Origin of the sequence: Rhodococcus sp. T7 (assembly GCF_009872365.1) — a bacterium.
In the GTDB taxonomy this organism is placed as follows: Bacteria; Actinomycetota; Actinomycetes; order Mycobacteriales; family Mycobacteriaceae; genus Rhodococcus_F.
On the sequence record NZ_WXYH01000357.1, the window covers coordinates 1 to 12,727 of the forward strand.

The following is a 12,727-nucleotide window of genomic DNA, read 5'->3' on the forward strand; positions in this document are numbered from 1 at the left end:
CCCCGAGTGGGCGCCCGCAACGGCCCCCGCAGCGTACGCCGGGGTGATGGGGCCCCGCCGCGCGCCGGGGGGCGGGCGGCCGCTCGGGGAGGTCGGCGCCCGGGTCGCCCCGCCACAGCGCGAGTACGCAGCGGATCTCGTCCGGCCCGGCGCCGCCGCCGTGACCCCGGCCCTGCAGTCGGCGTGCCACGTCCTCCGCACGGGTCAGGTCGACGGCGTCCCGGGACACAGCCAGCCGGTATCCGGCCGGACCGATCTCCAGCGCCCCGTCCGGCAACGCCGCCCGCAGCCGGGAGACCTGTGTGTGCAGCGCGTTCATCGGGGACCGCGGGGGATCCTCGCCCCACACCTCGTCGATGAGGGCCTGCGCGGATCGGCTCCGGCCGGGATCGCGGGCGAGGGCAACGAGCAGGCTGCGCGCGCGGGTGCCGGGCAGCGGTGCGAGCGCGCCCGATCGCCGCGTCGATACCTCACCCAACAAGGCGACCTGGATGGGTGCGCTTGCCGGTGCCACCGTCTCGTCCACGCTCATCTGCTGGTCCACCGCGTCCGATGGTATTGCACCGGGCGGGCGCGAACTTCTCGAAGTTCGGTGTGGGTGCGGGCGCCTTCTCGCGCGATGCAAAGATCGGTGCATGGCAACGGCTGCTCAATGGATCGAAGGCGCTCGTCCGCGCACCCTCCCGAACGCGATCGCCCCTGTGCTCGTGGGCACCGGCGCCGCGGCATCGCTCGGCGGCGCGGTGTGGTGGAAGGCGGTACTGGCACTGGTGGTCTCTCTCGCGTTGATCGTGGGCGTCAATTTCGCCAACGACTACTCGGACGGGATTCGCGGCACCGACGACGAGCGGGTCGGACCGCTGCGGCTCGTCGGGTCCAAGCTGGTGAAACCGTCGGCGGTGAAGGCGGCGGCCATCGCCTGCTTCGCGGTCGCCGCGGTGGCCGGTCTGGTCCTCGCCGTCACCACCGCGTGGTGGCTCGTGCTGATCGGTGCCCTGTGCATCGTGGGCGCCTGGTTCTACACGGGCGGCAAGAAGCCGTACGGGTACAGCGGCTTCGGCGAGGTCGCCGTGTTCGTGTTCTTCGGTCTCGTCGCCGTCCTGGGCACCCAGTACGTGCAGGCGGAGACGGTGGACTGGGCCGGAATCGTGTCCGCGGTCGCCGTCGGGTCGTTCTCGAGCGCGGTTCTCGTCGCCAACAATCTGCGGGACATTCCCACCGACACCGAGTCCGGCAAACGCACGCTCGCCGTCCGGCTCGGCGACTCGCGCACCCGCATCCTGCACCTGGTCACGCTGACGGTCCCGTTCGTCGTGACCCTCGTCCTGGTGCTGCGCACCCCATGGGCTCTCGTCGGACTGCTCGCGCTGCCCCTCGCGGTCCGGGCGAACGCCCCCGTCCGCTCGGGCGGCCTGGGTCTCGCACTGATTCCCGCGCTGCGTGATTCGGGGCTGGCGATGCTGGTGTGGGGCGCCGCCACCGCTGTGGCCCTGTCTGCCGCCTGAGTCTTTCGGGTCAGTCGCCGTCCGGCAGCAGGATGCCTAGGACGAAGTTGACGATCGAGATGATCAGGCCGCCCCACACGGCCGTCCAGAAGCCGTCGACGGTCAGGCCGTACTCGGTCTGGGAGCTCAGCCACGCGGTGAGCAACAGCATCAGGGCGTTGATCACCAGGGTGAACAGGCCGAGCGTCAGGATCAGCAGCGGCAGCGACAGCAACTTCACCAGCGGCTTGACGAAGATGTTGACGACGGTGAACACCAGCGCGATGCCGAGCAGCACCACGATGTCCCAGCCGGTTCCGTTGCCCGAACTGGAGATGTCGATACCCGACACCCAGGCTGCCGCCAGCCAGATCGCGAACGCGTTGATGACGAGGCGTACCAAGAAGGTCATGCGTGCATGCTGGCACACCGATCGGACAAACGGGAACCGGGCGACCGGTCAGGCCGCGCGGTCGTCGAGGGCCGCGTGCACGCGCCGGCGGAGTTCGCCGACTCCGACCCGGACCTCGAGGATCTCCTTCGTCGTGCCCTCGGCGACACGCAGCACGCCGAGGAAGATGTGCTCGGCACCGATGTGATCGTCCTTGCGCGCCAGCGCCTCCCGCAGCGACAGTTCGATCGCCTTCTTCGCGTCGCGGGTGAACCCGATGTGCCCCGACTTCCGGCCGAACCAACCGCGCTTCTCCGAGGGCTGTTCGGGATCGAGCACGCCCTTGCCGAAGTTCTGCTCGAGACTCTGCCGCACGGCGTCGAGGTCGATCCCGATCGATTCGAGTGCTTCCGCGTCGGCGTCGCTCAGGGCGGTGCCGTGCGCAACGACGGTCGATCGCGCCATGTCCTCCTCGATGCCGGCGTCGGCGAGGATGCCGTGGACGGGTTCGGTTTTCACGGACAGCAGCGCGAGTACGAGGTGTTCGGGCCCGATCTGCGGTGACTTCACGTCGCGCGCTTCCTGCTGCGCGCCGATCACCACGGCCCGGGCGTCCATCGAGAATCGTTCGAACATGCGCCGTTACCTCCCTCTCCGGTTGTGTTTCTGGTGGACGGCCTGCCTGCTCACCTCGAGGGAGTCGGCGATCGCCTGCCAGGACCAGCCCTGGGCGCGGGCGTTGGCGACCTGGATGGCCTCGAGCCGTTCGAGGAGTCGCCGCAGCGCACGCACGGCCCGCAACCCCTCGGCGGGGTCGGGGCTGCCCGCCGCTGCGGCGAGCGTGGTTGCTTCGGTCATGCATGTCAATTTAGGTTGACACCGACCGGGTGTCAACCCTGCTTGACAGATTCGAGGTGGGAGGTCAGTACGCCGCGACCGCCCCGTCGACCGCGATCTGCAGGTCCTTCTGCACGACGTGCGCGATGTCCATCGGTTTCGCCGGCAAGTCGAACACCGGCTCCGACACGAACACGCTGGCCGACTTCACGTTCTCGGTGTCGGGCCCGTGGGCATCCGGCCCGTAACTGATGCCGATGGACAGCAGCACGGGCGAGACTCCGCGATCCGCCGCACGTTTCGCGATGTGACCGATGCCGCTGTTGATGTGCTGCAGCCGGGTCGGGTCGTCCTCGTTGCACGTACCCTCGGGAAAGATCGCCAGGTTGTCGCCGCGACAGAGCCGTTCGGCGGAGGTGTCCATCATGAGCCTGCCCGCGTCGGCGACCGCCCGGAGCCCGTAGTTCTTGCTGCGGAACACCGGGATCCCGCCCATCATGTCGACCTTCTTGTGCAGGTCGGGGTCGACGAACAATTCGTCTTTCGCGAGCACCCGGGTGCGTCCGATCGCGCGGCGCAACGGCGTGTTCCAGGCCGTCGCCGCCAGCGTGTACTGATCGCTGTGGGTCACGTGGTTGGCGGCGACGATCAGCACTCTGCCGGACTTCACCAGCCCGGCGAGCTGCGCCTTCGCGTCGTCCGCGTACACGATCCGCGGCCGGTACTTCGCATACAGCGACGCGTACGCCAGCTTGGCGAGCACCCGATTCTGCCGGTGGTCGCGGTAGTACGCGTACACCGCTTCGTAGTTCTCGAGAGTCACCTCGGGCTTGTCCATGCGCGTCCCCACTCCGTCGTCCTAACGCCAGGCTACCAACCTACGGTTCCGTAGCCTACGGAGGAGTAGGTTTTAGGAAAGTGCAGGGAAACTGTGCGAACAGCACGATTTCGGGTACAAAAGACCTGTGATCCGCACGGCCATTTCCACCGACCTTCCCGCTCTGCAAGACATCGAAATCGCGGCGGGTGCGCCGTTTCGTGACATCGGAATGGACGCCGTCGCCGACGATCCCCCGTTCTCACTCGACGAGCTGACCGAATACCTCCAGCTGGAATGCATCTGGGTCGCGGTCGACGCAGACGATGCCCCGGTCGCCTACGCACTCGTCGCCGTCGTCGACGGCGGCGCACACATCGAGCAGGTGTCGGTCCACCCCAGCCACGCCCGCCAGGGTCTCGGCGCGCGGCTGCTCGACGAGATCTCGTCGTGGGCGGCCGTCCGCGGACTGCCCGCCCTCACCCTCACTACATTCGTCGACGTCCCGTGGAACGCCCCCTACTACGAGCGGCTGGGTTTCCGCCCCCTGCCGGAGACCGACCTCACACCGGGCCTGTCACGCATCCGCGACGACGAGGCCCGGCACGGTCTCGCCGCGTGGCCGCGAGTCACGATGTCCCGCGCGGTGACCGCACCGGTGCGCACCGCCGCACCCGCGCCTCAGCCGGGCTGACCGAGCCACTCCCCGGTCGACGCGAACCGGTCGAGCACCGCGGTCGGGCCCGAGAGGTCGATGCCCTCGCCGGCCACCCAGTCGTCGTCGAAGTAGGTGTCGGCGTACCGTTCACCGCCGTCGCACAGGACGGTGACGACGCTGCCGGACCGCCCGGCCGCGAGCATCTCCGCGACGACGGTGAACGCACCCCACAGGTTCGTGCCCGTCGACCCACCGACCCGGCGACCCAGCACCGAACTGGCGTGCCGGGCCGTCGCGATGGATGCGGCGTCGGGCACCCGCATCATCCGGTCGATGACCTGCCCGACGAAGGACGGCTCCACCCGGGGCCGGCCGATGCCCTCGATCCGCGAGGGCATTCCCGTCGCATACTCGCAGGAGTTGATCTCGTAGCCGCCGAAGAACGCGGAGTTCTCGGGATCCACGACGAGCAGGCGGGTCGCGTGCCTGCGGTAGCGGATGTACCGGCCCAGCGTCGCACTGGTGCCGCCGGTCCCGGCGCTCATGACGAGCCACTCCGGCACCGGGTGCTCTTCCTGCGTCATCTGCTGGTAGATCGACTCGGCGATGTTGTTGTTGCCCCGCCAGTCGGTGGCCCGTTCCGCGTGCGTGAACTGGTCCATGAAATGACCGTTCGTCTCCGCGGCGAGCCGCCGAGCCTCGCTGTAGATCTCCGGCGGGTGGTCGATGAAGTGGCAGCGACCGCCCTGCGCCTCGATGAGGGCGATCTTCGCGCCGCTCGTGCTGCGCGGCATGACCGCCACGAAGTCGAGGCCGAGCATCTTCGCGAAGTACGCCTCACTGACGGCCGTCGATCCCGACGACGCCTCGATGACCGTGGTTCCCTCGGTGATCCAGCCGTTGCAGATCGCGTACAGGAACAGCGACCGGGCCAGCCGGTGCTTGAGGCTGCCCGTGATGTGGGTCGACTCGTCCTTCAGATAGAGCTGCACACCCCAGTCGACGGGCAGCGGGTACCGCAGCAGGTGCGTGTCGGCGCTGCGCTGTGCGTCGGCGTCGATGAGTCGGACCGCGTTGTCGACCCAGTCCCGCGGCAAGCTCCGGTCGATGACGACGCAGTCGTCGACCGTCACCGGGACGTGCCCTCACCACGGAGCCGGGCACGCAGGTCGGCCTGGTCCGCGCGGCGCTGCGCGTCGAACGTGGCGATCCCCTCGTTGACCCGCTTGCGGAGTTTCGCGAACAGCAACAGCGACAGCGGGAGCGCGATGAGGACCGCGAAGATCGCGGCGACGAGCAGCGGCACGGCGACTCCGACGAGTGCGGCCACCCCGAGAATGATGGCGCCGATGACGACGACCAGCACCAGCCGGGCGATCGAATAGATCGCGACGTCACGCGCCAGCTGCCCCTTGGTCACCCGCCCGTCCCGCTTCGCTTTCGGGCTCGAATCTACGGGCTCGACCTGGTCTTCTGGCTTCTCGGATGACTCGCTCACGCCCCCAGGTTACCCACCGCCGAGGGGGCTCCCCACACGTCCGACTTATCCGATTTGTCTATTACCTCCCCTTTACCAACATTAGATCGTTCGAGTACCCAGGGTTCCGGATGTCACGATGGCCGGGATCAGTCGCAACAGCGGCCGGCTTCAGCACAGATCAGTCGAAAGCAGTGGAGGATCGTCGATGAGCGCACCCACCTACAACGGACCCGGATTCAGCGGATCCAACGAAGCCCTCATGACCCCGGGCCAGGTGGCTGCCCTGTTCCATGTCGACCCGAAGACCGTGACGCGTTGGGCGCACGCGGGCCGACTCGGATCACTGCGCACCCCCGGTGGGCACCGCCGCTTCCGCGAGGCAGAGGTCATGCAGTTGCTCCGCTCCCTCACCACGGAGGCGGGCCGACCCTGATGCTGGAGGCGGGCCGACCCTGACGCTGCAGGCGGGCCGACCCTGCGGTTCGGCTGGTAACACCGCACTGCCCGGGCGCTCTGCGATCGGGTGGGTGCCCTCTGCCGCCGACGCGGCTACGCTCGAGGAATACCGGCTACCCTCGAGCGGTGTAAGGAGGTGCGCGGTGATCTATCTGTTGGCACTCATCGGGCTCGTGACAGTGGCGGTCCTGATGTGGAAGGCGTTCGGCCCGAACACGCGGCCCGTGCTGAGCACGCGGGTGCAGGGACCGGACGATGATCCGGATTTCCTGTGGAAGGTGGACCGGGAGACGCGTCGGAAGAAGTCCGACGAACCCGACGCCGGTCCGGCGGACCCGGCCGGATGAGCAAGAGCCGTGGTGCCGGTCGAGCCGGCACCATCGGCGTCACTGCCTCAGCGACGGTCCTGTAGCGCGAAACTCGACGCCGGGAAGTCGGAGGCCACCGCGGCGGCCAGTTCGAGGAGTGCGTTGCGCGTCTTCGGACGCAGCCGCTCGAGTTCGATCTCGGCGCCCTCTTCGAGGTGCGGGTCGAACGGAATCAGCCGCACCAGGCGGCACCGCTGCTCGAAGTGCTCGACGACCTTCGGCAGATCCACCTTGCCCGACCTCGGGCGCACTGCATTGACGACGGCCACCGATCGGGCCACGAGTTCGCGGTATCCGTGTGCGTCGAGCCAGTCGAGTGTGGCGGAGGCGCTTCGGGCGCCGTCGACGGATCCCGAACTGACCACCACGAGCGCGTCGGCCTCTTCGAGGATGGTCTGCATCGCGGAATGCATCAGTCCGGTGCCGCAGTCGGTGAGGACGATGCTGTAGAACTTCTCGAGCATCGTGACGGTCCGGGCGTAGTCGTCGGCGCTGAACGCCTCCGACACGGCCGGGTCGCTGTCGGACGCGAGCACCTCGAGCCGGTGCCTGCTCTGCGACGTGTAACTGCGGACGTCGCTGTACTTTTCGATGCTTTGCTCGTCGCGCAGCAGGTTCCGCACCGTCGCGGGCGTCTCGAGGGGAATCTTCTGACTCAGCGTGCCGCGGTCGGGGTTGGCGTCGACGGCGATGACGCGGTCGCCGCGCAGTGACGCGAACGTGGAACCGAGGGTCGCGGTGGTCGTGGTCTTGCCGACCCCGCCCTTGAGGCTCAGCAGCGCGATCTTGTAGCACCCCTGCAGCGGCTGGTTGACCTGCTTGGTCAGCTCGATCCGGCGCTGTTCCTTCGCGCTGTTCCCGACGTTGACGTAGCGGCCGGACAGTCGGTACAGCGCCTTGCGCCACCCCGTGGTGGGAGCCGGCTTGACCTGCTTGAGGAGCAGCGACGTCGACAGGTCACGGGCCGAAACCGCGTACTGCTGATCGGCGTTCGTGTTGGGCGGACGATTCGCGGGTTGCTGGGGCGCGAACGCACCCGGCTGGGGTGCCTGCTGGACGGGGGGCTGGGGTACCTGCCGGACCGGCTGCTGCGGGGGCGTGAACGCCGCCGGCTGGGGTGCCGGAGCCTGCTGCGCGGCGGGGGCCTGCTGCGGGGCGGGGGCCTGGTGAGGGGCGGGGGCCTGGGTCTGCGGCCGCGCGGGTGCGGCGGTGCCCTGGGCGGCGGGTTGTGCGAACGGATTGGGACCCTGCGGCTGAACGTACGGGGCCTGCCGCGCGGCGTTCCAGGCGACGGTCGATGCGGTGTCGTCCGCGGGCGGATTCGATGCAGGCCGTACCGGCTCCCACATGCCGGAGTTGTTTTCGGACATGGCTGAACGTCCCCCTCGTGAAGTCTCCATCGTCCCCACCGGTTCTCACCGGTCGGAGACGTCGCGGCGGAAGGATATCAGTCGGTGGCTACCGTCAGTTCAGGCCCGCGTACGAGTGCAATCCCGACACCACCATGTTGATGATGAACAGGTTGAACAGCATCGCGACGAAGCCCGCGACGTTGATCCAGGCAGCCTTGGTGTCGCGCCATCCCGACGTCGCGCGGGCGTGGAGGTAGGCGGCGTAGATCACCCAAGCGATGAACGACATCGTCTCCTTGGGGTCCCAGCCCCAGAATCGGCCCCAGGCGGCCTCGGCCCAGATGGCGCCGAGAATGACACCCGCGCCGAACAGCGGAAACCCGATGATGGTGGTCTTGTACGCCAGGCGGTCCAGGGTCTGCGCGTCGGGCAACCGTTCCGCGATCCGCGCGAACACGCCGGTTCCCTCCTCGCCGCGCGGGTACCGCATGCGCAGCAGGAACAGCAGGCTCGAGATGCCCGACACGAGGAACACACCGGAACCGACGCTCACGATGGTGACGTGGATCGGCAGCCAGTACGACCGCAGCGCGGGCACGACGGGCGCCGCGTCCGCGTACAGCACGGTGGCCGCGAGGAACATCAGGATCAGGACGGGAACGAGCAGGAACACCCACATCGACCGGTACGCCGGCTTCGACAGCAGCGCGAGTCCGACGACGAGCGCGGCCGCGCAGGCCATGGTGACGAACTCGTACATGTTGCCGAGCGGGAACCGCTCGGTGGCGAATCCGCGCAGCACGATCGACGCGAAGATCAGTACGGTGCCGACGACGAGCACGGCGGCGCCCATACCGCCGAACCGCTCGGACAGGGGCTTCTTCGGCTGCTCGACCACTCGGCCGGGGACGCCGGGCGCTTCGGACGGGCGCGCGCCGGATCCGGCCGACACGAGTTCCCGGTCCTGCACGGCCTGCGCCCGGGTGGACGCGTACTGCACGATGAGCAGCACGAGCGCCAGCACCAGCACGGTGAAGGCTGATCGGAAGGCCCAGTCGCTGTATTGCGCCAGTGTCTCGTTGGTCGTCATCGTTGGCTCTCCTGCGCGTCAGGCTTCGTGTCGTCCGTGAGCAGACGGGTGCAGAGTCGGCCGAACTCGTCGCCCCAGCCGGCCTGATCGGTCCGGGCGAGTCCACCAAGCTCTACTACAGTACGTCGTGGCCCCGGGTCGGCGGCGTCCGCGGGGTAGATGCGGGCCCAGATCCGGCGGCGCTTGACCAGCAGCGAGACGAGCAGTCCCGCCATCATCGTCAGAGCCGACACCAGCACCCACTGCTGCGCCGGGTCGTGCGACACCTGCAGGTTCACGAAGTCCACGGCGCCGTCGAACCGCACCTGGGTGCCGTCGGACAGGGTCGAACTCTCCCCCGGCTTCAGATTCACCCGGTCCTGCTTCACGAGGCGGCCCTGGTTGATCAGTTCCGTGTTCAGCGAGAACAGTGATTGCGGATTGCCGGTGTCGAGGCCGGTGTCGCCCTTGTAGATGTCGATGGCGACGGCCGGGTCGGTCATCGCCGGGTAACTCGACGCCAGCAGGTTGCCGTGGAGCAGCGCGGTCGGGGCGAACAACCCCTCGATTGCGATCTGGTTCTTCCGGCGCTCGTCGGTGTCGGGGTACATGCCGCCGGGCGGGTCGAACCGCATCGCGCCGCTGCTCAGGAACGTCGTCGCGTCGTCGGGACGCCACTGCAGCGTCTCGGTGCGGGTTTCCCCGTTCGGGAACGTGACGGTGAACGTCGGCGCGTACCCGTGTCCCTGCAGGTAGACGCGGTCACCTTCGACGCGCAGCGGGTGGTTGACCTGCAACTGCCCGTCCCGCCAGGTGTTCGTCTCGAGGTCGTCGCCGGCCTGGTAGGCGATGTTGGACGTGAACATCTCCGCCTGACCGCTGTCGAGGTAGTCGGCGGCGAAGTCCTTCACCTTGATGCACAGCGGCGTCATGCCGGTGCCGTCCTGGGTGTTGCCCGCCTTGAACGAGTCGAACACCGCCGGCGACGTGGTGCAGAAACCCGGACCGTTGTTGGCGACGACGATCACGTTGCCCTCGTAGCCGAACAGCTTGCCGACGGCGATCGCGACGAGCAGCGCGACGAGCGACAGGTGGAAGACGAGGTTGCCGAGTTCGCGGAAGTACCCCTTCTCCGCGGAGATGGTGATCTCGCCGTCGTGGGCGGCCCGTTCCCCGCCCGCGCGGGTCTCGACCCGCCACCCCTTCAGGTGGGTGCGGATGCGCGCGGCGACTTCCTCCGGCGTCTCGTCGACCCGATCCTCGTGGTGGTGCGGAAGTCGCGCGAGGTTCCGCGGGGCGGGCACCGGACGGGTGCGCAGCGCCTTGGCGTGGTCGACGCAGCGCGGCAGGATGCAGCCGACGAGGGAGATGAAGAGCAGGACGTAGATCGCGGTGAACCAGAAACTGCCGAACACGTCGAACAGTTCGAGCTTGTCCATCCACGGACCGAGGGTGGGGCGGTTCGCGATGTACTCGTCGACCTTGCCCGCGTTGAGGCTGCGCTGCGGGAGCAGGGCACCCGGGATCGCGGCGAGGGCAAGCAGGAACAGCAGCACCAGCGCCGTGCGCATGGACGTGAGTCCGCGCCAGGTGTTGCGGACCACCGCGAACGCGCGGCCCGGCAACGATTGACGGGGCACCGGTGCGGCTTCCGGGGCCTCGGGGGTCTGGATGTCACTCATATGGGCAAGGTCACTTCCGAGATGAAGGCGTCGCGAACCCAGCCGACGAACTGGTCCCACGCGCCGGTGACGAGGGCGACGCCCACGGCCACCAGCATGATTCCGCCGAAAATTTGGATCGTGCGCGCGTTGCGGCGCAGCCAGCCGACGCCGCGCAGCGCGCGGGACGAGCCGAGCGCAAGGATCACGAACGGCAACCCGAGGCCGAGGCAGTACGCGACGATCAGGGCCACTCCGCGGGCCGCGGTGGCACCGTCAGTGCCCGCGGCGAGGGAGATGACGCCCGCCAGGGTCGGGCCGAGGCACGGGGTCCAGCCCAATGCGAACACGGCACCGAGAAGCGGGGCCCCGGCCAGGCTGGAGATGCGCCGCGGCTCGAGCCGGGTGTCCCGCTGCAGGGCCGGGATCAGACCGATGAACACCAGGCCCATGGCGATGGTGACCACCCCGCCGACCCGCATCAGGATGTCGCGGTTGATCGCGAGGGCCGAGATGGCGCCGAACACCGACGCCGTAGCCAGCACGAACACCACGGTGAAACCGGCGACGAACAGGGCCGCGGCGCCCGCGACCCGCAACCGTCCGTCCGACACGGTCTTCGTCCGGGTGGCTGCTTCCTCCGCGGTGACGGCCGGGGCGTCCGCACCGACGACACCCGCGAGATAGGACAGGTAGCCGGGGACGAGTGGCACGACGCACGGCGAAGCGAACGACACCAGGCCGGCGAGGACGCACGCGCCGAGCGCGAGCAGCAGCGGTCCGGTTGCCGCGGTGGACTGAAAGGCGTCGCCGACGCCGCCGGCGAGAAGGGCGGTGCTGGTGTTCACGATTCCTGCGCCACCCGTTCGACCACCGGCTTCAGGTCCTCGACGAGCAGTTCCTTCAGAAACACCGCGGCCACGCGGTGTTCCCGGTCGAGCACGATCGTGGTGGGGATGACGCTCGTGGGGTAGTTCTGGCCCAGCGCGATCATCGTCCGCATGGCGGGGTCGTAAATCGACGGATACGACACCTTGTTGTCGATCACGAAGTCCTGCGCCTTGTCCTGCTGGTTGTCCCGCACGTTGATCCCGAGAAACGACACGCCCTGGTCCTTGGTCTCCTCGTACACCTGCTCGAGGTCGTTCGCCTCACCGCGGCACGGTCCGCACCACTGGCCCCACACGTTGAGGACCACGACCTGACCCGCGAAGTCGTCGAGCGAGGTGGTCTTGCCCTCGTTCATCAGGTCGGGTCCGGACACCGTGCCGATGGTGCCGCGGTCGGCAGGCGGGTCGTAGAAGATCTCCGTCTGACCGCCCGGCGACACGAAGTCGAACGTGCCGCCCTGGGCCACGGCGTCGTCGCCGGACGCACACGCCGACAGCGACACCGCGGCCGTACAGATCACCGCGAGAAGCCCGGCGAAGCGCCCCCGATTCATGCCCCGGTCACCCTCGGATCCGACGCGCCCGCGGGCTCCGAGTACACGATGTCGATGAGGGTGTCGCCCTCGTAGACGAGCGACGTCAGCGACGCGAGACCGCACTGCCGGTGGCGCGGATCGTGCCACAGCCGCTCCCCCTGCAGGAACCGGCGGAGGGTCCAGACGGGGAGTTGGTGGCTGACGACGACGGCCTCGTGACCGACCGCCGACACGCGGGCGGTGTTGACGGCGGCCAGCATGCGGTGCGCGATCTGCAGGTACGGCTCGCCCCAGGACGGCGTGAACGGGTCGCGCAGTTTCCACCAGTGCCGGGGACGGGACAGCGCGCCGTCGCCGACGGAGACCTTGAGTCCCTCGAACTCGTTGCCGGCCTCGATGAGGTTCTCGTCGGTCGCGATGTCGACGCCGTGTGCGTCGGCGATCGGGGCGGCCGTCTCCTGTGCCCGCTGCAGCGGCGACGACACCACGTGCGTGATGTCGTGCTTGGCCAGCACCGACGCCACCGCGCGGGCCTGCGCCTCACCCGTCACCGACAGCCGGAACCCGGGGAGCCTGCCGTAGAGGATCCCTCTCGGGTTGTGCACCTCGCCGTGCCGGAGCACATGCACGATGGTGCGGGTCTGTGTGTGGTCGAGATGATCGGCTTCGGTCACGTTGCAGTTCCTCGGGTCGGGGCGGGAGGTCAGGTGGGTGTCGGCGGCGGGGCC

17 protein-coding genes are annotated in these 12,727 nt (G+C 68.7%); 4 read left to right on the forward strand and 13 right to left on the reverse strand.

Going from position 1 to position 12,727, the window contains the following annotated elements:
* On the reverse strand, nt 1-532 hold a 532-nt coding region (locus MLGJGCBP_RS36340; protein WP_236581570.1), incomplete at its 3' end, for an AfsR/SARP family transcriptional regulator.
* Nucleotides 533-635: 103 nt separating this feature from the next.
* On the opposite strand from MLGJGCBP_RS36340, the gene MLGJGCBP_RS36345 reads away from it, so the two are divergent.
* Nucleotides 636-1,505 (forward strand): 1,4-dihydroxy-2-naphthoate polyprenyltransferase, encoded by an 870-nt coding sequence (locus tag MLGJGCBP_RS36345; protein ID WP_087561633.1) that lies wholly within the window; start codon nt 636-638, stop codon nt 1,503-1,505.
* A 10-nt stretch (nt 1,506-1,515) separates the two neighbouring features.
* Here the strand turns inward: MLGJGCBP_RS36345 and MLGJGCBP_RS36350 are convergent, their stop codons facing one another.
* The 4 genes from MLGJGCBP_RS36350 to MLGJGCBP_RS36365 form a co-directional block, all read right to left on the reverse strand.
* Complete coding sequence (locus tag MLGJGCBP_RS36350; RefSeq protein WP_072939943.1) at nt 1,516-1,896, reverse strand: phage holin family protein; 381 nt, start codon at nt 1,894-1,896, stop codon at nt 1,516-1,518.
* A gap of 48 nt (nt 1,897-1,944) precedes the next feature.
* Entirely contained in the window at nt 1,945-2,511 is a 567-nt protein-coding gene (locus tag MLGJGCBP_RS36355) for a Clp protease N-terminal domain-containing protein (protein ID WP_160101988.1), read from the reverse strand.
* A gap of 6 nt (nt 2,512-2,517) precedes the next feature.
* On the reverse strand, nt 2,518-2,733 hold the full coding sequence (locus MLGJGCBP_RS36360) for a hypothetical protein (RefSeq protein ID WP_005258323.1): 216 nt from the start codon (nt 2,731-2,733) through the stop codon (nt 2,518-2,520).
* A gap of 64 nt (nt 2,734-2,797) precedes the next feature.
* Entirely contained in the window at nt 2,798-3,550 is a 753-nt protein-coding gene (locus tag MLGJGCBP_RS36365) for a lysophospholipid acyltransferase family protein (protein WP_087561635.1), read from the reverse strand.
* 127 nt (nt 3,551-3,677) lie between these two features.
* On the opposite strand from MLGJGCBP_RS36365, the gene MLGJGCBP_RS36370 reads away from it, so the two are divergent.
* Nucleotides 3,678-4,223 (forward strand): GNAT family N-acetyltransferase, encoded by a 546-nt coding sequence (locus MLGJGCBP_RS36370; RefSeq protein ID WP_087561636.1) that lies wholly within the window; start codon nt 3,678-3,680, stop codon nt 4,221-4,223.
* Here MLGJGCBP_RS36370 and MLGJGCBP_RS36375 read toward each other — a convergent pair.
* Together MLGJGCBP_RS36375 and MLGJGCBP_RS36380 are read right to left on the reverse strand one after the other, a co-directional pair.
* Complete coding sequence (locus MLGJGCBP_RS36375) at nt 4,211-5,320, reverse strand: PLP-dependent cysteine synthase family protein (protein ID WP_160101990.1); 1,110 nt, start codon at nt 5,318-5,320, stop codon at nt 4,211-4,213. The two genes, MLGJGCBP_RS36370 and MLGJGCBP_RS36375, sit on opposite strands and share 13 nt — an antisense overlap.
* The gene (locus tag MLGJGCBP_RS36380) at nt 5,317-5,685 is read right to left on the reverse strand and encodes a DUF4229 domain-containing protein (protein WP_160101992.1); all 369 of its coding nucleotides are present in this window, start codon (nt 5,683-5,685) and stop codon (nt 5,317-5,319) included. Before MLGJGCBP_RS36380 ends, MLGJGCBP_RS36375 begins: the two co-directional genes overlap by 4 nt.
* 187 nt (nt 5,686-5,872) lie before the next feature.
* Between MLGJGCBP_RS36380 and MLGJGCBP_RS36385 the strand changes: the two genes are divergently transcribed.
* Both MLGJGCBP_RS36385 and MLGJGCBP_RS36390 read left to right on the forward strand, forming a co-directional pair.
* Nucleotides 5,873-6,100 carry a BldC family transcriptional regulator gene (locus MLGJGCBP_RS36385; protein WP_005252019.1) on the forward strand — a complete coding sequence of 76 codons (228 nt, stop codon included), beginning with the start codon at nt 5,873-5,875 and terminating at the stop codon, nt 6,098-6,100.
* 166 nt (nt 6,101-6,266) lie between these two features.
* Nucleotides 6,267-6,470, forward strand: coding sequence for a hypothetical protein (locus MLGJGCBP_RS36390; RefSeq protein WP_072939927.1), 204 nt, complete (start codon nt 6,267-6,269; stop codon nt 6,468-6,470).
* A gap of 47 nt (nt 6,471-6,517) precedes the next feature.
* On the opposite strand, the gene MLGJGCBP_RS36395 is transcribed toward MLGJGCBP_RS36390, so the two are convergent.
* The 6 genes from MLGJGCBP_RS36395 to MLGJGCBP_RS36420 form a co-directional block, all read right to left on the reverse strand.
* Complete coding sequence (locus MLGJGCBP_RS36395; protein ID WP_160101994.1) at nt 6,518-7,861, reverse strand: MinD/ParA family ATP-binding protein; 1,344 nt, start codon at nt 7,859-7,861, stop codon at nt 6,518-6,520.
* 94 nt (nt 7,862-7,955) lie between these two features.
* Entirely contained in the window at nt 7,956-8,933 is a 978-nt protein-coding gene (gene ccsB / locus MLGJGCBP_RS36400; RefSeq protein WP_160101996.1) for a c-type cytochrome biogenesis protein CcsB, read from the reverse strand.
* Nucleotides 8,930-10,594 carry a cytochrome c biogenesis protein ResB gene (gene resB, locus MLGJGCBP_RS36405; protein ID WP_087561641.1) on the reverse strand — a complete coding sequence of 555 codons (1,665 nt, stop codon included), beginning with the start codon at nt 10,592-10,594 and terminating at the stop codon, nt 8,930-8,932. The genes ccsB and resB overlap by 4 nt, the downstream gene beginning before the upstream one ends.
* Nucleotides 10,591-11,421: a cytochrome c biogenesis CcdA family protein gene (locus MLGJGCBP_RS36410; protein ID WP_087561642.1), complete on the reverse strand. Its 831-nt coding sequence runs from the start codon at nt 11,419-11,421 to the stop codon at nt 10,591-10,593. The genes resB and MLGJGCBP_RS36410 overlap by 4 nt, the downstream gene beginning before the upstream one ends.
* On the reverse strand, nt 11,418-12,017 hold the full coding sequence (locus MLGJGCBP_RS36415; RefSeq protein WP_087561643.1) for a TlpA disulfide reductase family protein: 600 nt from the start codon (nt 12,015-12,017) through the stop codon (nt 11,418-11,420). Before MLGJGCBP_RS36415 ends, MLGJGCBP_RS36410 begins: the two co-directional genes overlap by 4 nt.
* Entirely contained in the window at nt 12,014-12,673 is a 660-nt protein-coding gene (locus tag MLGJGCBP_RS36420; RefSeq protein ID WP_087561644.1) for a histidine phosphatase family protein, read from the reverse strand. Before MLGJGCBP_RS36420 ends, MLGJGCBP_RS36415 begins: the two co-directional genes overlap by 4 nt.
* Between the last annotated feature and the right edge of the window lie 54 nt (nt 12,674-12,727).

What these genes read in the sequence shown, in the direction of transcription:
- MLGJGCBP_RS36365 (WP_087561635.1), bottom strand. Translation starts at nt 3,550, where the DNA reads ATGGACAAGCCCGAGGTGACTCTCGAGAACTACGAAGCGGTGTACGCG.
- MLGJGCBP_RS36395 (WP_160101994.1), bottom strand. Translation starts at nt 7,861, where the DNA reads ATGTCCGAAAACAACTCCGGCATGTGGGAGCCGGTACGGCCTGCATCG.
- MLGJGCBP_RS36350 (WP_072939943.1), bottom strand. Translation starts at nt 1,896, where the DNA reads ATGACCTTCTTGGTACGCCTCGTCATCAACGCGTTCGCGATCTGGCTG.
- MLGJGCBP_RS36355 (WP_160101988.1), bottom strand. Translation starts at nt 2,511, where the DNA reads ATGTTCGAACGATTCTCGATGGACGCCCGGGCCGTGGTGATCGGCGCG.
- ccsB (WP_160101996.1), bottom strand. Translation starts at nt 8,933, where the DNA reads ATGACGACCAACGAGACACTGGCGCAATACAGCGACTGGGCCTTCCGA.
- MLGJGCBP_RS36385 (WP_005252019.1), top strand. Translation starts at nt 5,873, where the DNA reads ATGAGCGCACCCACCTACAACGGACCCGGATTCAGCGGATCCAACGAA.
- MLGJGCBP_RS36345 (WP_087561633.1), top strand. Translation starts at nt 636, where the DNA reads ATGGCAACGGCTGCTCAATGGATCGAAGGCGCTCGTCCGCGCACCCTC.
- resB (WP_087561641.1), bottom strand. Translation starts at nt 10,594, where the DNA reads ATGAGTGACATCCAGACCCCCGAGGCCCCGGAAGCCGCACCGGTGCCC.
- MLGJGCBP_RS36415 (WP_087561643.1), bottom strand. Translation starts at nt 12,017, where the DNA reads ATGAATCGGGGGCGCTTCGCCGGGCTTCTCGCGGTGATCTGTACGGCC.
- MLGJGCBP_RS36360 (WP_005258323.1), bottom strand. Translation starts at nt 2,733, where the DNA reads ATGACCGAAGCAACCACGCTCGCCGCAGCGGCGGGCAGCCCCGACCCC.